This is a genomic window from Sphaerisporangium viridialbum, from assembly GCF_049674955.1.
Classification (GTDB): Bacteria; Actinomycetota; Actinomycetes; order Streptosporangiales; family Streptosporangiaceae; genus Sphaerisporangium; species Sphaerisporangium viridialbum.
In genome coordinates this window covers 3,587,783-3,605,762 of the sequence record NZ_CP187232.1, presented here as the reverse complement: position 1 = coordinate 3,605,762, position 17,980 = coordinate 3,587,783, and the positions used below count along the sequence as shown (strand labels likewise).

Annotated in this window: 16 protein-coding genes and 1 tRNA gene; 3 read left to right on the top strand and 14 right to left on the bottom strand. The window is 69.4% G+C overall.

Going from position 1 to position 17,980, the window contains the following annotated elements; all coding sequences use genetic code 11:
* Positions 1–67: 67 nt before the first annotated feature.
* The 7 genes from ACOZ38_RS15855 to ACOZ38_RS15825 form a co-directional block, all read right to left on the bottom strand.
* Positions 68–703 carry a DUF3618 domain-containing protein gene (locus ACOZ38_RS15855; protein ID WP_424531446.1) on the bottom strand — a complete coding sequence of 212 codons (636 nt, stop codon included), beginning with the start codon at positions 701–703 and terminating at the stop codon, positions 68–70.
* Positions 700–1,125: a phage holin family protein gene (locus ACOZ38_RS15850; protein ID WP_424531444.1), complete on the bottom strand. Its 426-nt coding sequence runs from the start codon at positions 1,123–1,125 to the stop codon at positions 700–702. The genes ACOZ38_RS15855 and ACOZ38_RS15850 overlap by 4 nt, the downstream gene beginning before the upstream one ends.
* A gap of 172 nt (positions 1,126–1,297) precedes the next feature.
* The gene (locus tag ACOZ38_RS15845) at positions 1,298–1,720 is read right to left on the bottom strand and encodes an SPW repeat protein (RefSeq protein WP_405147555.1); all 423 of its coding nucleotides are present in this window, start codon (positions 1,718–1,720) and stop codon (positions 1,298–1,300) included.
* Positions 1,721–1,898: 178 nt separating this feature from the next.
* Complete coding sequence (locus tag ACOZ38_RS15840; RefSeq protein WP_424531442.1) at positions 1,899–4,829, bottom strand: carbohydrate-binding protein; 2,931 nt, start codon at positions 4,827–4,829, stop codon at positions 1,899–1,901.
* A gap of 41 nt (positions 4,830–4,870) precedes the next feature.
* Positions 4,871–6,631, bottom strand: a complete 1,761-nt coding sequence (locus ACOZ38_RS15835; RefSeq protein ID WP_424531441.1) for a ThuA domain-containing protein — start codon at positions 6,629–6,631, stop codon at positions 4,871–4,873.
* A 656-nt stretch (positions 6,632–7,287) separates the two neighbouring features.
* Positions 7,288–7,647, bottom strand: coding sequence for a PRC-barrel domain containing protein (locus ACOZ38_RS15830; RefSeq protein WP_424531439.1), 360 nt, complete (start codon positions 7,645–7,647; stop codon positions 7,288–7,290).
* Between the two features lie 351 nt (positions 7,648–7,998).
* Positions 7,999–8,472: a TetR/AcrR family transcriptional regulator gene (locus ACOZ38_RS15825; RefSeq protein ID WP_424531438.1), complete on the bottom strand. Its 474-nt coding sequence runs from the start codon at positions 8,470–8,472 to the stop codon at positions 7,999–8,001.
* Between the two features lie 345 nt (positions 8,473–8,817).
* Here ACOZ38_RS15825 and ACOZ38_RS15820 point away from each other — a divergent pair, with 345 nt between their 5' ends.
* Positions 8,818–9,087: a dihydrofolate reductase family protein gene (locus tag ACOZ38_RS15820; protein WP_424531436.1), complete on the top strand. Its 270-nt coding sequence runs from the start codon at positions 8,818–8,820 to the stop codon at positions 9,085–9,087.
* 25 nt (positions 9,088–9,112) lie between these two features.
* Here ACOZ38_RS15820 and ACOZ38_RS15815 read toward each other — a convergent pair whose 3' ends face one another.
* The 4 genes from ACOZ38_RS15815 to ACOZ38_RS15800 form a co-directional block, all read right to left on the bottom strand.
* The gene (locus ACOZ38_RS15815) at positions 9,113–10,345 is read right to left on the bottom strand and encodes an alpha/beta hydrolase family esterase (RefSeq protein WP_424531434.1); all 1,233 of its coding nucleotides are present in this window, start codon (positions 10,343–10,345) and stop codon (positions 9,113–9,115) included.
* 174 nt (positions 10,346–10,519) lie between these two features.
* On the bottom strand, positions 10,520–11,422 hold the full coding sequence (locus tag ACOZ38_RS15810; RefSeq protein WP_424531432.1) for a helix-turn-helix domain-containing protein: 903 nt from the start codon (positions 11,420–11,422) through the stop codon (positions 10,520–10,522).
* A 260-nt stretch (positions 11,423–11,682) separates the two neighbouring features.
* Positions 11,683–12,132 (bottom strand): DoxX family protein, encoded by a 450-nt coding sequence (locus tag ACOZ38_RS15805; RefSeq protein ID WP_405147545.1) that lies wholly within the window; start codon positions 12,130–12,132, stop codon positions 11,683–11,685.
* A gap of 552 nt (positions 12,133–12,684) precedes the next feature.
* Positions 12,685–12,759: transfer RNA gene (locus ACOZ38_RS15800), tRNA-Val, on the bottom strand.
* A 448-nt stretch (positions 12,760–13,207) separates the two neighbouring features.
* On the opposite strand from ACOZ38_RS15800, the gene ACOZ38_RS15795 reads away from it, so the two are divergent.
* Entirely contained in the window at positions 13,208–13,621 is a 414-nt protein-coding gene (locus ACOZ38_RS15795) for an SsgA family sporulation/cell division regulator (protein WP_405147544.1), read from the top strand.
* Positions 13,622–13,628: 7 nt separating this feature from the next.
* On the opposite strand, the gene ACOZ38_RS15790 is transcribed toward ACOZ38_RS15795, so the two are convergent.
* Positions 13,629–14,261, bottom strand: coding sequence for a DUF305 domain-containing protein (locus ACOZ38_RS15790; RefSeq protein WP_405147542.1), 633 nt, complete (start codon positions 14,259–14,261; stop codon positions 13,629–13,631).
* A gap of 127 nt (positions 14,262–14,388) precedes the next feature.
* Between ACOZ38_RS15790 and ACOZ38_RS15785 the strand changes: the two genes are divergently transcribed.
* Positions 14,389–15,756: an LVIVD repeat-containing protein gene (locus ACOZ38_RS15785; protein ID WP_424531431.1), complete on the top strand. Its 1,368-nt coding sequence runs from the start codon at positions 14,389–14,391 to the stop codon at positions 15,754–15,756.
* Here ACOZ38_RS15785 and ACOZ38_RS15780 read toward each other — a convergent pair whose 3' ends face one another.
* Both ACOZ38_RS15780 and ACOZ38_RS15775 read right to left on the bottom strand, forming a co-directional pair.
* Positions 15,757–16,587 carry an aminotransferase class IV gene (locus ACOZ38_RS15780; protein WP_424531429.1) on the bottom strand — a complete coding sequence of 277 codons (831 nt, stop codon included), beginning with the start codon at positions 16,585–16,587 and terminating at the stop codon, positions 15,757–15,759. It abuts the gene before it with no gap.
* Between the two features lie 104 nt (positions 16,588–16,691).
* Positions 16,692–17,678 carry a chorismate-binding protein gene (locus ACOZ38_RS15775; RefSeq protein ID WP_424531427.1) on the bottom strand — a complete coding sequence of 329 codons (987 nt, stop codon included), beginning with the start codon at positions 17,676–17,678 and terminating at the stop codon, positions 16,692–16,694.
* Positions 17,679–17,980: the final 302 nt, after the last annotated feature.

Here is a 17,980-nt window from a genome sequence, read left to right as displayed (position 1 = left end):
GCGTCCCGCTCGCGAGCCCGGTGAGGCTCGGTGCGGGACGCCGGGATCTTCCCCCCCCTCGCGGCCGTCAGGCGCGGCGGGTGCGGCGGGGCCGGGCGCGTCTCTCGGCCAGGTTCAGCAGCCCGGCCCCCGCCATGGTCACCGCTCCCACGGCGATGAGCACGGCGGGGCGGCGGGAGACCTGGTCGGCCGCGCTCCGCAGCATCCCGGGGACGGACCCGCCCGCCGGTCCCGTGCGCCCCGCGGCGGCCTTCGCCGACTGCGAGGCGGCCCCGCGGAGCCTGCCCGCCATCACGGAGGCCTTCTCCCTGGCGACGACCCTGGTCTCCGCCATCTTCTGCTGTGCCCGCGTCTTCACGTCGACCTTCTGCGCCAGCGCCTCGACCGTGCGGCCGAGGTCCTCGCGGGTGCGGACGATCTCGTCACGCAGCCGGTCCTCCTCCGATACGCGCATCTCGTGCTTCCTTTCACGCGGTACCTCGGGGCGGGCCCTGAGGTGTGGCTCGGACAGTCCGGCGAGCGGGTCGCCCTTCCCGTGGCTCACCACGGGCTTGACGTACGGCTTCGGCGGCGCGCGCACCTGCGGGACGTTCAGCGACGGCCCCGCGGACTCGGGGGTGGCCGTTCCCGGCTCCTGCCGGTGCATGCCCACCTCACCGGCTTTGGGCCGGTCAGGTGCCCCGATCGGATCGGTCTCTGTCATCGGTGCGCACTCTCCTTCAGGACGTCGACGTCGGCCTTGAGGCTCTGGATGGCCTCCTTGGGAAGCGGCGGCGTGGCCTTGGACACCTGGCTCTTACCGGTCAGGGCCAGGATGGCCGCGATGACCAGCAGTGCCACCCCCACGATCAGGGCCGCGATCCACGGCGTGAGCACCTGGGCGATCAGCAGGATCACCGTCGCGACCAGCGCGCCGCCGCCGTACAGGGCGACGACCCCCGCGCCGCCGAACAGCCCCGCGCCCCGCCCGGCCCTCTTGCCCTTGCGCGTGAGCTCCAGGGTCGCCAGCCGGATCTCGTCCCGGACCAGCCGGGAGACCTCCTCGGACAGGTGCCTGATCAGCTCGGCGGTCGAGAGGGAGGCGTACGGGTTGGTCATGGCCCGGGCTTCCTTCAGGTCGGTCATGGGGTTTCCCCTTTCTTTCCCCGGCCCCGGCGGCCAGCGCCGGACGGGAGCGGCTGTGAACGCCCACCCTCGCTGGAGGCCGCGAGCAGGACGGCCGCCCCCGCGGGTCGGCGGGCCTGCTCACACAGCGGGTGTGGCGGGCACACCGCCACACCCTGAGGCCGCCCCCTCACTACCTCGTGGGCATCTTCCGGGTCCCCACCGCCATGGCACCGAGGCCGAGCAGGAGGATGACGATGCCGGTGATGACGTTGTTCCAGATCGACCCGGTCGTGTGCGATCGAATGATCCAGGGTGACACGATCGTCCAGACTCCCAGGATCGGTGCGATCCACGTCAGCCCGTAGGTCCGGCCGAAGGCCGACGCGAACCCAAGAGCGAGAGCGGCCAGCGCCAGTCCGGTGACCATGTTGCTCACCGAGAGCCGGGACAGCCCGTTGAACCCCACCACCCATGGCGATATCGCAAGGTAAAGCCCTGCGAGAAGCGTCAGCCCGTCGATCACCTGCGCGGCCGTGCTGGAACCAGCCCGTTCGTACTTGGCTCGCATCGCCACGATGTCGGGATGCGCTTCCAGGCCGGTCGGTCTAGTCATGACCTCACCGCCTTCCGATTTCCTTTGCGGAACGGATCAATGTCGCCATACCCGTGCGGGCAGCGAGATCACGGCGAGATGTGCAAAATGATGGCCGATCATCCCAATTGTCCGGTATGCCCGAACCGGGCGCGACCAGGCCCGGGAGGCCCGCGTACGCGCCCGGTCAGGCGCCCGGTCAGGTGCCGTACACGTTGAGATCCCACAGCGAGTAGCCGTACGGCGACAGCGCCCGCTGGGTGCCGTACACGCGCACGTAGCGCCCCGTGCCGGTGACGGTGAGGTCGTCGACTCCCCCGTCGCCGCTGGTGGTGGAGAAGACCGTCGTCCACGCCGAGTTGTCGGGCGAGGTCTGCACCTGGTAGGCCCGCGCGTAGGCGGCCTCCCAGTTCAGCCTGACCCGGTTGATCGAGTGCGACGCGCCCAGGTCGACCGTGATCCACTGCGGGTCGGTGTACGCGCTGCCCCAGCGGGTCGCCGGGTCGCCGTCCACCGCGTTGGCGCCGACCAGCACATTGCCGGTCTCCACGCTGGACACCGTGGTGGGACGGCCGCGCGCGAGGTCGGTGGTGCCGGTGGGAGGCGTGCTCACACCGGGACCTGTGAAGGTGTAGCTGTCGATGTCGTACAGAGCGTTGGTGCCGGTGTTGACGCCGCTGAACACGAGGTACAGGTCGTGCGTGCCGTCGTCCGGCTTGGTGACGGGGGCGGTGAGCTCCACGTAGTTGTCCCAGCCCCCGGTGCCGGCCACCGCGAAGCGCGCGACCTCGGGGCCGGTCGGCGAGTCGAAGCGGAACGACAGGGTGCCTCCGGCGTTGGCCGAGGAGACCCGCGCCTTGATCCCGGTGATGCCCTTCAGGCTGACGGCGTGGTGCCTGACCCATTCACCGCTCTGGATGTCCCCGAGCCTCTTACCGCCCTCGGCCGCGGCCTGGTCGACGACCTTCGGGCCGTTGAGCTGGACGTAGTGCTCGGCCTGCCACTGCTTGGGCCAGAGCGTGATCTCCTTCTCCCCCGTGAGGGCCACGGTGCCGGGCGCGCCCTTGTCGGTGTAGGAGGAGCGCATGACAAAGAACTGCACCGCGTCCAACCCGGCGTGGATGGGGCCGGTGTTCACGGTGAACCCGCAGCCGGTGCCCTGGCCCTCCTCGTGGGCGTGCTCCTGGTGCCCGAGGGCCGCCCGTACGACGACGCTCGCGCAGGGCACGGTGCCGTCCTGGGGGTCGGTGGCGCCCGCGGTGGCGGTCAGGTCGTCGCCCCAGCTGTAGGTGCCACCCGCGGGAAGGCCGGACAGCGACAGGGTCGGGCGGTTGTTGCCGACGACGACGGGGATCAGCGTCGTGCCGGTGCGGCCCGTGCCGTCGTTGACGGTCAGCCGTGCCCGCTTGTCGCCGTTCGTGGTGTAGGTGAAGGAGGGGTTGGCGGCCGTCGAGTCAGTGGTCCCGTTGTTGTCGAAGTCCCAGGCGTAGGTGAGCGGGTCGCCGTCGGGGTCGGAGCTGCCGGCGCTGGAGAAGGCCACCGTGAGCGGGGTCAGGCCGTTGTCCTTGTCGGACGAGGCCACGGCGACAGGCGAGCGGCCGCCCTGGACGTAGTTAATCTTGTAGAGTCCGGCGTCCGCCGCGCCCGAGAAGTAGCCGCTGCCGTACTCGAGCAGGTACAGCGAGCCGTCCGGGCCGAACTCCATGTCGATCGGGTGGACGAGGTTCATGCCCGCGAGGACCGGCTCGATGACGGTCGGGGTCCCCGTCGAGGGGTTGCCGTTGTTGAACTGGACTTCCTTGATCCAGTTACGGCAGTACTCGGAGATCAGCCACTTGTTGTCGTAGTAGGCGGGCCACTTGTTGGGCGAGTTGAGGCCCGCGTTGTAGTGGTAGACCTCGGTGTGGTTGGGCGCGCCGCAGCCCCCGGGGTTGTCCAGGGCCGGCCATTCCTTGCTGCCGCCGTGCTGCTCCCAGACCAGGGCGGGCTTGGTCGGCGGAAGCTGCTGCAGGCCCGTGTTGCGCGGCGAGTTGTTCACCGGCCCCGCCGATCCCCCGCAGGGGAACCAGCCTCGGGGGGCGTTGGCCGCGAAGTCCCAGTCGTTGTAGGCGACGTTCGGGCCTCCGCAGTACGGCCAGCCGTAGTTGCCGGGGCCGGTGGCGCGGTTGAACTCGTCGTAGGCCGCAGGGCCGCGGTTGGCGATGGTGGCTCCGGCGTCCGGCCCGACCTCGCCCCAGTAGAGGGTGTTGGCCGCCTGCTTGTCGACCCAGATGCGGTAGGGGTTGCGGGTGCCCATGATGTAGATCTCGGGCCGGGTCTGCGCCGTGCCGGCGGGGAACAGGTTGCCCGCCGGCACGGTGTAGGTGCCGTTGCTCTCCGGGTGGATCCGGTTGATCTTGCCGCGGAGGTCGTTGGTGTTGCCCGCCGTGCGCTGGGCGTCGTACTGGGGGCTGCGGCCGGTCCGCTCGTCGATCGGCGCCATGCCGGCCGAGTCGCCCCCGGAGTTGGTGTTGTCTCCGACGGCGAAGTACAGGTTGTTGTTCGAGTCCCACGTCATCGACCCCGCCGAGTGGCAGCAGAGGTCGCGCTCGGTCGGCCACTCGATGATCATGTCCTCGCTCGCCGGGTCGAGCACGTTGGTCGAGGTGTTGAAGGTGAACCGCGAGATCCGGTTGACCAGCGGGGTCACCTTCGGCGAGTAGAACAGGAACACCCAGTGGTTGGTGGCGAACTGGGGATGCGGGGTGATGCCGATGAGCCCGTCCTCGAACCGGGCGTCGAGCTGGAGCGTCAGGGCGACCGTGGTGGCCTTGGTCGCCGGGTTGTACAGGCGCACCTGGCCACCGCCGGAGGTCGAGCCCCGGTTGATGTAAAGGACCTTGCCGTCGGGCAGCACCGACAGCTCGATGGGCTCGCCCATCGACAGCCCGCCGTCCAGCTTCACCTTCTCGAAGCCACTCGCCGGGGGCGGGGCCAGGGCGGCTGAGGACGACAGGGATGACGAGGGTAAGGACAGGGTCGCGGGGGTCGAGGCGGAGGCGCTGGTGGTGCTCACTCCCGCCGTGGCGGTGGCGGCGAGGGCGAGCACCACGGCGCCGGCGAGCTTTCGAAGGCGCGCTGAAGATGGCACGAAGACTCCAGGGGGTGTGAAGGCCAGGGGGCTTCTGCCGGTCAGCTGCCGTAGACGTTGAGGTCCCAGAGGGAGTAGCCCCACTGGGTGGCCCGCTGGGTGCCGTAGATCCGCACGTAGCGGCCCGAGCCGGCGACGGCCACGTCGTCGGTGCCGCCGTCCCCTGTGGTGGTGGAGTAGACCGTCGACCACGTGGCGTTGTCGGGCGAGGTCTGGATCTGGTACGCCTTGCCGTAGGCGGTCTCCCAGGTGAGCTTGACGCGGTTCAGCGTGCGCGTGGCGCCGAGGTCCACCGTGATCCACTGGGGGTCGGAGTAGGCGCTGCCCCACCGGGTGGCGGCGTTGCCGTCGACGGCGTTGGCGCCGGCGTGCGGGCTGCCGGGCTCCACGCTGGAGACCGTGGTCGGACGGCCCCGTGCCAGGTCGGTCACGGCAACGGTGTCCTGCTTGATCCGGATGTTGCGGTAGTTGATGTCCGCGCCGGCCCCGTCGTTCTGCACGCCGATGTACCCGTTCGAGATGGCGCGGGTGCTCGTGTAGTCGTTGATCTTGACCCCGTTGAGGTAGATCTCGACGCGCTGGCCGTGCACGGCGATCTCGTAGGTGTTCCACGAGCCGGGCGGGTTGAGCGCCGCGGCCCTCAGCGCCGAGTCGGGCGCCTTGAAGCTGTAGACGCTGCCCGTCGTGCGGGTCGGGTCGGCGTCGGTGGCGTCGATCTGGATCTCGTGCCCCGCGTCGACCGGCTTCCACGGGTCGCCCTGCGGGTCGGGGAAGCCGATGAACACGCCGCCGTTGTCGTCGCCAGGCATCATCCAGTCGAGCTTGAGCGAGTAGTTGCTGAACGTGCTGACCGGGTACCAGAGCAGGCCCATGCCGCCGAAGGAGGTGAGGGTGCCGTTCGCCAGGGTGAAGCCGCCGGGGCCCGCCTGCCGCCACCTGGAGAACGTCGTCTGGGTGCCGTCGAACAGCGCGGTGTAGCCGGTCTCCGGCCGGCAGTCGGCCGGCTTGGCGCCCGCCGCGACCTGGATGCCGCCGAGCAGCATCGTCGTGAAGGCCGGGTCGGCGTAGGACTCCTCGGTGTGCCCGAGGCCGGTGTACCAGGACCTGCCGCCGCCGTAGTTCTGGCACCAGGTGATGGGGTGGTCGCCCATGGTGCCGCCCGAGTAGGAGGTCTCGTCGAGACTCGCCAGCACCCTGACGTTCGCGCGGGGGTTCGACCGGTAGTTGTACCACTCGTCGGTGCGGGTCCAGGTCGGCGCCAGGTGCGAGGTGGAGACGTTGGACCTGTCCTCCACGCGCACCGTGGCCTGCTGGGTCGCGGGGTGGGAGCTGAACCACGCGCCCACCAGGCCGCCGTACCAGGGCCAGTCGTACTCGGTGTCGGCGGCGGCGTGGACGCCGACGTAGCCGCCGCCGGCCGCGATGTAGGACTGGAACGCGGTCTGCTGGGCGGCGTTCAGGACGTCGCCGGTGGTCGAGAGCCAGACCACGGCCTGGTACTGCGCGAGGTTGGCCGTGGTGAACGCCGCGGCGTCCTCCGTCGCGACCACGGTGAACCCGTTGGCGGTGCCGAGCCGCTGGATCGCCGCGATGCCGTTCGGGATGGACGTGTGCCGGAAGCCGGCCGTCTTGGAGAAGACGAGGATCTTGGTGAGGGGCGCGGCCGACGCCGCGACGGGGACGGACAGGATGCCCGTCAGCGCGACGGCCAGCGCGAGTGCGGCCCGCAGGAGCAGGCGGGGCAGGCGTGCCCGGAGGGGCGAGGGGGGTCTGGGCGAGGGGGTGGGCGGATGCACGTCCATGACGGATTCCTTCGCGATGGGGAGGAGCGCGCCGCCGCACCTGTGGGGAAAGTCGAACGGTTTGCCACGTAACTTTCGCCGCTGTCGACGAAACTTTGGCATGTCCGGACGGAAGCGTCAAGCGCTCCGACACGCCCTCGACACGTCGAATCCGCCTAGACATCGGATCATTTAACAATGTGGACACATCAGATGTCACTAGCCCCTGACGGAGCTTGTTGATGTGATCGTTTTACTCGATGAATCCGCAGGTAGGAGAGCCAGCGCGGCCCCGCTTCGGTTCCGGTACGGAAATGAGGCTGGATGGACACCTCTTGACGCCCCAAGACATCCAATGTTAACTGCGCCTGACAGTCCTGAGGCGGTAGCGGTGCGATGGCTTTCGTGCCGGATGGCCATCGCCACTCGCCTCGGGTCCGTGTTGCCGGAGAGGGGCCCGAGGGCCGAGCGAGACCGGTCGCCGATCACCGGTCTCGCCGGCCAGGGTCCCTCTCCTCGCACTCTTCCGGGATCTCGGCGACGAAGGGAGATCGGCGTCACGATGTGCCCGCGAATGGATTTCCCCGGTTTGAACACGATGGCGGCCCCCGCGCGGAGATGGGCCGCCCGCGTACGCGAACGGCCCATCAGCGTGAAGGCGTTTACATCTCTCCGGGTTACATCACTCCAGGGAGATTTCCGTAATATCCGGCGAGCCTCGCCCGGTACCCGGCGTCCTTGTAGGCTTTCTGGTCGAACTCCGGGGCGTTCTTGATTTCCTGCTTCGTGCGAGCGACATAGACCTTGCGGTCCGGCTGATTGATCTGGGTGACGACGAGGGCGGGGAGGACGACCTTCTTCCCGAAGATCCACGGCCCGGTGTCGACGACGATGTAGCTCTCGCCCACCACGTTGCTGGCCTCGTCGACCGACCCGATCTTGCCGTCCACGGCCTCGACGTCGAAGCCGGCGATGTCCATGGTCTGGTCGTGGCCGTATACGTCCGGCCGGTATGTCCACAGGTTGTCACTGATCATGCTTGCGCTCTCCCTCTTCGCTGGTTCACCGAACGCCGTACGCCCACCCGCGGAATCACCGATTCGGTGGGCGAAGGCACGGCTTCCGCTCCGCAATACTGTCGGTACCCGGGCATGAAGGGCGCCACCTCAGCATGAGGTAAAGGCTTCCAATTCCCCCTTCTCATGGCAATTTGGAAAGGCGTCAGTCGCCGTTCAGTAAACGCAGTCTCAGGACAAATCGGGCACCCTTGGGTGAGAGCCTGCCGACAATGGGCTTTGGTGCCGGGATTCGAGTCAGGAGACCGCAGAGGTGTGGCCGAGGCGGCGGCGGACGGCTTCGATGGAGACGCCGTCCGGCGCGCGGCGAGGCTAAACGAGCCGCTCCACGGCGCGGGCGACGAGGTCGTCGGCCTCCTGCTCGGAGTACACCTCCGGCAGCGTGAGGCGCTCGACGATCAGCCAGTTCAGCGCCATGTGCAACAGCCGCACCGAGGTCGCGTCACCGGGCAGCCCGGACGCCCGGTGGCCGGCGACGTTGGCATCGACGTCGGCGCGCACGCTCCGCGTCAGCAACGCCCGCAGTTCGGGACGCCGTGTCGCCTCCAGCCGCAGTTCCAGCAGCGCCAGGTATCCCGTCCGGAAACCGGCGACCCGGCGGACGGTCTCGCGCATCACCGCGGCGAACTTCTCCCGATCCTGCGCGCCCTGCAGGTGGCGGGCGACGGTCTCCTCGTCCGGCTGGAGGCGCTCGTAGACGCGCGCGCCGACCTGGGTGAACAGGTCGTCGCGGCTGGCGAAGTAGTTGGACGCCGTCCCCGGCGGGACCTGTGCCGCGCCGTCCACCGCCCTAATGGAGTGGTCATATGCGCAAGCTCGTCTACTACATCGGCGTGTCCATCGATGGCCGCATCGCGGGCCCCGGCGGGGAGGTGGACTTCTACCCGGTCGGCGAGGGCGAGGCCGCCGCCGCGTACATGGCCTGGGTCAACGAGCGCTATCCCGAGACTGTTCCCACGCAGTACCGTCCGCACGCCGGCCTCGTGGACGTCCCCAACAGGCGCTTCGACACCGTCCTGATGGGGCTGGACACCTACCGGGCCGTGCTCGACCAAGGGATCAGCAGCCCGTACGCGCACCTGCGGCAATACGTCGCCTCCCAGCTCCCTGGACCGCATCGACGACCCGGCGGTGGAACTGGTGCGCGACCCCGCCGCGCTCGTCCGGGACCTCAAGCGCGAGGACGGGCTGGACGTCTGGCTCTGCGGCGGCGGAGGGCTGGCCGCCTCGCTGCTGCCCGAGATCGACGAAATGATCGTCAAGAGCTATCCCGTGGTGGCGGGCGCGGGCACCGCCATCGTCGATGGTGGCTTCCGTCCCACCGCGTTCACCCCGACCGACCGCAGGTCGTTCCCCAACGGAGCCAGTATCACCTGGTACGCGAGGCAGACCGGCGCTTAACCCCTGGGCGGCTCGATCCCGCCGCTCAGGGGCACTGGCCGTCCGCGACGACCCAGTAGCCGGGCCCGGTCTGCTTGAGGGTGTGGGTGGTGAAGGTGTTCCACAGCCCCATCGGGTCGTTGGAGCCGTTGGCGAAGGTCGAGCCGCCGGACTGGTGCGCCCGTCCCGCCGTGGTGTGGGCGTAGTTGCTGGCCGTCACGCACACGGGCGGAGTGGTCGGGGTGACCGTGGGAGTGGGCGTGGGAGTGACGGTGGGGGTGACCGTCGGGGTGGCGGTCGGCGTCGGCCCGGCGCCGTCGAGCCCGAAGAAGGCGGCGTCGCGGTAGGCCGAGCAGATGCTGTCGAGGAAGTAGGCGCCGGCGGTGCCGCACTGGTCGGCGGCGGTGCCCGGGTCGACCGGGGTCCCGTGGCCCGCGCCGGCGATCTTGTAGAGACGCACCGCGTCGTTGCCGTACTTCTCCAGGGTCGTGCCCGCCGGCAGCGACTCGGCCGAGATGGGCGTCTGGGAGACGCCGAGGACGTCGGTCCACTGGTCGCGCAGTTCGAGCCCGTTCTTCGGCACGACGACCGCGTCCGACTGCCCGTGCCAGATCGCGACCCTCGGACGCGGGCCCGTGTAGCCGGGGTAGGCGTTGCGCACCAGGTCGCCCCAGGCCTTCGGGCTCTTGTCCACACCGGAGTACTGGCAGGTGGTGGTGGAGGCGGGCGGAGAGCAGCGGTAGGGAAGGCCGGACACGACCGAGCCGGCCGCGAACAGGTCAGGGTAGGTGGCCAGCATGACGGCGGTCATCGCGCCGCCCGCCGACAGCCCGGTGACGTAGACCCTTCTCGCGTCCAGGCGGTAGGTCTGCGTGGCGTAGCCGACCATCTGCGCCACGGACAGCGCCTGGCCCTGACCCCTCGCGATGTGGGCCTCCTGGAACCACTGGAAGCAGTTGGACGGGAACGTGCCGGAGTCGATCCGCTCGGGGAAGACGACGGCGAAGTGGTAGAGGTCCGCGTACTTCTTCCAGCCCGAGTTGGTGTAGTAGTCGTTCGCCGTCTGCGTGCACCCGTGCATCGCGACGACCATCGGGGCGCCGGCGGGCAGGTCGTCCGGCCGGTAGACCCACATGTTCAGGCCGCCGGGGTTGGACCCGAAGCCGGTGACCTTGGTGAGGGAGGCCGCGCTGGCGCTGCCCATCGTGAGCTGGAGCGTCGCGACCAAGGACACCAGGCCCACCAGCAGCGTGAGGGACGAGTACAGGAAGCGCTTCATCTGACCGCTCCTTCGACGGGACCGATCTCACGGCTGCCGTGAGACGGTGTGATGGCCATCACACCTTTGGTCCACGCAAAGTTAGATCGCGGGTCGGAAAGCGGAAATGTGCGCGGCACCCACAATCCACCTACTGCCTGTAGGCGGGTGGCCCCCGGCCGCCCTACCGGAGGGTCACAGCTCCTCGAGCATGCGCCGCAGGGAGGCGACGGTCCTGGCCGGCGGCTCGGCCTGCACGCTGAGGCTGTTCATGACGTCCCAGTAGTGCATGATCTCGGCGGGCTTGTCGGGGTACAGCGCGCTGGCGAGCTGCTCCAGGTAGACCACGTCGGGAAGATGGTGCGCGGCGAGGCGCAGGATGGTCACAGGGCCGCCTCCCGCGGCGTGGCCGCCGGAGCTGAACGGCATCACCTGCAGGGTGACGTTCGGCAGCGCGCTCATCCGGATGAGGTGCTCGATCTGGGCGCGCATCGTCGCCGCCCCGCCGACGAGCCGGCGCAGCGCGCCCTCGTCGACCACGGCCCACAGCTTCACTGCGCCGGGGCTGGTGAGGATGCGCTGCCGCCTCATCCGCAGGGCCACGCGGCGCTCCACCTCGGCGTCCGTCGCGGAGCGGTCGAGGCGGATCACGGTGCGCGCGTAGTCCTCGGTCTGCAGCAGGCCGGGGACGAACTGCACCTCCCACGAGCGGATCACGCCGGCCGCCTGCTCGAGCCCGATGTAGGCCTCGAACCATGAGGGCACCACGTCGCTGTACACGTGCCACCAGCCAGGGTTGTTGGCGTGCTCGGCGAGGGACAGCACGGCCTGGCGCTCGTCCTCGTCGGTCACCCCGTACAGGGTCAGCAGGTCGGCCACGTCGCGCGGCTTGAAGCCGGTGCGTCCCAGCTCCAGGCGGCTGATCTTGGTATCGGAGGCGCGGATGGCGTAGCCGGCGGCGGCCCGGGTGATCTCTCCGGCCTCGCGCAACCGGCGCAGCTGTGCTCCGACCAGCATCCGGAGCACCGTGGGCCCGGCCTGCCGGTGATCCAGGATGTGCTCGTCTTCCAGGTCACCCGCGGCCCGAAAAGCCCTCATGCTCCCTCTCCGATGCAGAACCCGAACGCCTGATCACCTTAAAGGATCTCATCCAGGCTTGGACCTTGACTGGCGGTTCGCGTTTCTTGACACATTCATGAGGAATCTAACGCATGAGGGCCCGAAGCGGGTCACCACTAGGGGTACGCACGCGAGGTCACGTCCGCCGCCGGCTCGCGCGGGCCGGAGCCCCGCCGGGATGCGCGGCGGGGCCATGGCGCTTCTTACCGGCCTACCTCTCTTACCGGCTCACCCGCTCCTCACAGGCTCACCCGCGCCGGAGCCGGAGCGTACGCGCCGAGCCCGCCCCGGCGGTGACGGCGGATCGCCGCGTCCAGGGACCAGGTGCCCGGGCCGAGCACGGCGACGAGGAAGAACGACCAGCAGAACAGCACGGCGAGCTCGCCGCCGTTACTCAGGGGCAGCAGGGCCTCCGGCTGGTGCACGACGAAATACGCGTACGCCATGGACCCCGACGACAGCAGCGCGCCGACGCGGGTGAGGAGCCCGGCGAGGACGAGCGCGCCGAAGACCACCTGGATGAGCGCGGCCCACCATCCGGGCCAGGTGCCGAACGGGATGGGCTGGCCCGTGCCCCGGCTGCCGCCGAAGACACCGAAGACCGACGCCAGCCCGTGGCACAGGAACAGCAGTGCCGTGACGACGCGAAACAGCGAGAGCGCCGGTCCGCCGAACCGGTCGACGTTCATGAGATCACCTCTTGGTCTGGTGGTGGCCGGCACGGGTCGAGGTCACACGGGCGACGGTGACCGTGCGGGAGTGCGACCGGGGCCGCCCGACTGACGATAGTCGCCGACCGGTCACCGTGAGTGACGGCCGGATGGAGTCGCAGACCCCCGGGAAGAGATCGGGGGGCCGCTTATCGGCGCGCGCAGGGCCATCCGGCGCGAGACCGGGACACCGCGGAGTGCCTCTGGCCCGCGATGTGCGCGGGCTCTCGCTGGTATCCCGTCCATGGACCGCGGAGCGCCGGGCCCCGCCGCTCCCCTTTGACAGGGGATGACGACGCCCACCCCAGAATCCTGTCAGGGGTGCCCCTCGTCAACGGGCGGGCGGCGGCCCCACTGCGGGGGACGGCGCCACTCGCAGGCCCGGCGGGCTCTCACCTGCCGCTTTCGCCGTGAGGGGAGGCACGAGGCGGCGCCCCGCGCCCGGACGGCCGGTGAAACTTTCCCCGCGAGGGACGAGAGCCCCGAAGATCCAAAAAGGCCACTTCCCGGGATGGGAAGCGGCCTTGCGGATGGTGGGCGATACTGGGATCGAACCAGTGACCTCTTCGGTGTGAACGAAGCGCTCTCCCGCTGAGCTAATCGCCCTCCTGTGCCGGGATCCCCCGCTCGGAGGACCTTGCCCGACGGGGAAAACCATACCTCACTCCCGGGGGTGCTGGCGAAGCGGTCAGACAACCGGATCACGAAAGGTTCTCAGGAGTCCGGCGGCGTGGCGCCCTGTTGTCATAGCATCGTCATGCCCCATACTCATCCGAATCGCACCACTTATGATCTTTACCCCGAGACACCCGTAGATGCCCCGTAGGACAGCAGGAACGACACGCAAAACCCTTGCAAACAGGCGCCTCTAAGCGATGTTTGACCAGGTAGAGGCATAAATGTCGCGCTGTGATATGCGTTACAGAAGGGCTCAGGAGCGGAATCTCTCCTGGAGGTTCCTTCGTTTCGCAGACACAGCTCCGAGCGAAGTCCTTCAGAGCACCGCAACCCAAGCCCCGCGCAGGGGACCCACCGACGAAAGGTTTGGCTGACGATGAACGCCACCGTCTCTGCCGAGCTGGGCCTTCGACTTGTGGTCCCCGACCGTACCACCGTCCCCCTGCTCGCCGGCCTGAGCTATACGGCCGACGATCCGTACGCCATCAGGATGGCCTTCCACGTGGGGAACGACGAACCGGTCGAGTGGATCTTCGCCCGCGAGCTGCTGACCGTGGGCATCGTGCGCCGGGTGGGAGACGGCGACGTCCAGGTGTGGCCGGCGCGGGCCGACGGCGAGCGCACGCTGAACATCAGCCTCACCTCGCCCTTCGGCCAGGCGCTGTTCGAGGTCCCGCTGCCGCCGCTGACCGAGTTCCTGCACCGCACGTACGACCTGGTGGCCGCCGGCCGCGAGACCGACTACATGGACCTCGACGACGAGCTGTCGAACATGCTGTGGAGCTCCTGACCGAAGCTCACTTCATGAGCTTCCGCATCCTGCCGATCTCCACGCGCTGGCCGGAGGCGACGTCCTGGGCCATCTTGCGCATGGTCTGGTCGGTTCCGCCGGAAAGCTCCTCCCCCGCCATCCGCACGGCGCCCTCGTGATGCCTGATCATCAACCGCAGGAGCAGAGCGTCGAACGCGGCGCCGCGCGACGAGCGCAACCGGTTCATCTCCCCCAGGCTCGCCATGCCGTAGCCCTCCTTGCCCGGCGAGGCCGCGTGCGCGGGATGCTCAGCGGGCACGGCTCGGCCGAGCGCCAGCAGCCATCGCGACATCACCCCCACCTCCGGCCGCTGCCCGACCGCGATGCGCTCGCAGATGCGCAGGACGTCGGGGTTCGAGGTCCGCGAGACGGCGAGGCCGGCCATCTCCAGCGCCTGCCGGTGGTGCGGGATCATCCGCTCCGTGAACAGGACGTCGGCGGCGGACGCCCGTGACTCCGACCGGCCGACGTGCTCGCCCGGCGTGGCCCTGCGTCCCGCGTCACCCGGCGCCCCCGGGATGATCACCGGGGCGCCGCCGCCCGCCACGATGGGCGATCCGCGCCCTGGATCGCCGCCCGTACAGCCCGCCAGCACGGAAGCCAGCCCGGATCCCAGCACAACCGTTACAAAAAGCTCGCACGTGCGGCGCCGGATCACCATAGCTTCCATACTGGGGCACATTCCCAAATTCAGCCGGACAACAGGGGGCATTGTGGGCACGTGGCGGATCGGGGCGTTCGCTTCCATGGCGAGCGCGGTTCTCCTTCTCGGAGCCTGTGCCGGTGATCCACCGCCCTCCGTCCCCGCGGCCTCGACGGCGACCCCAGGGCCGTCCACATCGAGCGGGGTGGAGCACAGCGCCAACGCCAGGCTCGTGGCGAACGTCCCGCTGTCCGCGCCGTTCGACGGCGAGGAGGCCTGGGGCACCGACCTCGCCTTCCAGGGGAACTACGCCTACGTCGGCAACTACGAGGGCTTCACGATCCACGACATCACCGACCCGGCCAAACCCAAGGTCGTCACGCGGGTGGTCTGCCCCGGCGGCCAGAACGACATCTCCGTCACCGGGAACCTGCTCTTCCTCTCGGTGGACGAGCCCAGGGACAACGAGACCTGCCAGAGCAGGCGAGGCGACATGGACGCGGGCTGGGAGGGCATCCGGATCTTCGACATCTCGGACAAGACCCACCCCCGCTACCTGAAGTCCCTGGCCACGGCGTGTGGTTCGCACACCCACACGCTGGTGCCGGGCAAGGACGCCGAGAAGGTCTACCTGTACGTCTCGTCGTTCGGGCCCTCGCCGGACTCCAAGACCTGCAAGCCGCCCCACGACTCCATCGCGATCATCGAGGTTCCGGTGGGCGACCCCGCCCAGGCCAAGATCGTCGCCCAGCCGGTGCTGTTCACCGACGGCGACGACGAGTCCCAGCCGGGCGCGACCAGCGGATGTCACGACATCACGGTGTACCCGGAGAAGGACCTGGCGGCGGGGGCCTGCCTCGGGAACGGCATCCTGATGGACATCTCGGACCGGGTACGGCCCAAGGTGCTCCAGGAGATCACCGACACCGAGAACTTCTCCGTCTGGCACTCGGCGACGTTCAGCAACGACGCGACCAGGGTGATCTTCTCCGACGAACTGGGCGGCGGCATCGCCCCGACCTGCGACGCCAAGACCGGGCCGACCCGGGGCGCCGACGCGGTGTACGACATCACCGGGGACCGCGAGCTCCAGCGCAGGGGGTACTTCAAGATCCCGCGCCACCAGACCGAGACCGAGAACTGCGTGGCGCACAACGGCTCGCTGCTTCCCGTGCCCGGCAAGACCATCATGGTCCAGGCGTGGTACCAGGGCGGGGTCTCGGTGATCGACTTCACCGACCCCGACCACCCCAAGGAGATCGCGTACGTCGACCGGGGCCCGCTGACCACCTCCGGGGAGCCCAGGCTGGGCGGCTCGTGGTCGGCGTACTACTACAACGGCTACATCTACTCCAGCGACATCACCAAGGGCCTGGACGTCATCGCGATCGACGATCCGCTCACCGATCCGGCGAAGTCCGTCAAGCTGGACGGGCTCAACGCCCAGACCCAGGTGTCCTACCCCGAGTGATCACGGGTCGACGTCGGCCGCGCTCCGCTCCGCGAAGACACGCATCGCCTTGGCGGTGACGGGGCCGGGCGCGGTCGCGAGCACCGTGTCGTCGACGAGCCTGATCGGCTGGATGTCGCGGGTCGTAGAGGTGAGGAACGCCTCCTCGGCCTCGTACAGGGCGGAGATCGGCACGTCGGCCTCCTCGCCGCCGTGCCACTCGAGCACCAGCGCGCGCGTCACGCCGGCCAGGCAGCCGGAGGCGAGGGTGGGGGTGATGAGGTGGCCGTCCCTGACGATGAAGACGTTGCTGCCGGTGCCCTCGCAGAGGTTGCCCGCGAGGTTCTCGAAGACGGCCTCCTGGCCGCCGCGCTCCTTGGCGTACGCCAGGGCCTTGGCGTTGTCGCCGTAGGAGGTGCTCTTCACCCCGGCGAGCGCCCCGCGCTCGTTGCGCGGCCACGGCACGACGGTGACGCTCGCGGTCTCGGAGAACGGCGCCTGGGCTCCGACGATCACGATGGCGCTGGTGCCCTGGTTGCCTCGGTCGGAGCCGAGCGGGCCGTTGCCGCTGGTGTAGGTGATCCGGATGCGGCCGAGCGGCCACGGCGGCGCCTCCGCCAGGCAGGCCCGCACGCCGTCGGCGATCGCGTCCACGTCGGGCGCCGGCAGGCCGAGGCGTTCGGCGGAGAGCTTGAGACGGTCCAGGTGCCTGGTGAGGGCGAACGACTCGCCGTTCACGCACTTGATGGTCTCGAAAACGCCGTCCCCGACCATAAGCCCGTGGTCGAAGACGGAGACGCTGGCCTGCGTGGGATCGATAAGTTCCCCGTTGACCCAGACCGGAACGTTCATCTATGAGATCTCCATTCTTGCGAGGTGTTGCCGAGTTCGCCGGGCGCCCGCCGCACGCAGGCGCGGCCCGGACCCGTCGGTACGGGCCGGAGCCAGGACGGCCGTCAGGCCCTCCCGGAGGCGAGCGCGATGAGCCGGGACGCTTTCAACTCGGTCTCGCGCCACTCGCGCTCCGGATCGGAGCCCCAGGTGATGCCGGCTCCCGTGCCGAAGCGGATGAGATCACGCTCGATCCAGAAGGTGCGGATGCCCACGGCCAGCGCGGCCTCGCGCCTGCCCGCGTCGACCCAGCCCACTGCCCCACAGTACGGCCCCCGGGGCTCAGGTTCGAGTTCATTGATGATACGAAGCGCCGAGGACTTGGGCGCACCGGTCACCGAGCCGGGCGGGAAGGTGGCCGAGAACAGCTCGGGCCACCCCCGGCCCTGCTCCAGCGTGGCGCGAACGGTCGACACCAGGTGCACGAGCCCCGGATGCTCCTCCACCGCGCAGAGGGCGGGAACCGTGACGGAGCCGACTTCGGCCACCCTTCCCAGGTCGTTGCGCACCAGGTCGACGATCATGACGTTCTCGGCGTAGTCCTTTTCGAGCAGGTCGTCCGCGGTCACGCCCGTACCCTTGATCGGCCCCGACTCCACGACGTCGCCGGCGCGGGACAGGTAGAGCTCCGGCGAGGCGGAGACCACCGTCAGCCCCGGCACGCACACGGTGGCGGCGTGCGGCGCGGGATTGCCCCGCGCGAGCCTCCCGGCCAGCACCAGCGGGTCGGCGTCGAGCGGGATCTCCGCGGTCAGCACCCGGCACAGGTTCGCCTGGTAGACCTCCCCCTGCTCGATGTAGTCGCGGATCCGCCGGACGCCGTCCTCGTACCCTCGCCGGTCCAGCGAGCTGGTCCACCGCAGCGAGGCGGGCCAGGGCCCGGAGGCGCGGGGAAGGGGGGCGGGCCGCACCTCGTCGAACCGGGCGCAGGTGACCTTGCCCTCGTAGGTCACCACGACGGCCCACCATCCGGCACCGTCGAGGGCTTCGAGATCGGTGGTCACATCCCGCAGCCCGGTGGCCAATCGACCTCCGACATGGGCGAAATACACGCCTCCATTCTCTCGCGGCCCGGAACCCCCCTCGCGCCACCGGCCTCCCGGTACCGATCAGCCGGCCGGAACCCCTTCGCGCCACCGGCCTCCTCGCGCCCGACCGGCTAGGCCCGCCTCGTCCAGGGCGCCGAGGTGCCCGGCGAGGGATCGGTGGCCCCAAGAGTTCGGGCGACCGTAAATCGGCTTCCGGAAATGTCGTTTATATCGGCGATCGAGGGAAGCCAGCCAAGATCGCCGGATGGCCTTGACATCGAACTCGCCCCGGATGTCAGACTCGGCTTTCCATTCCAATTCCCGAC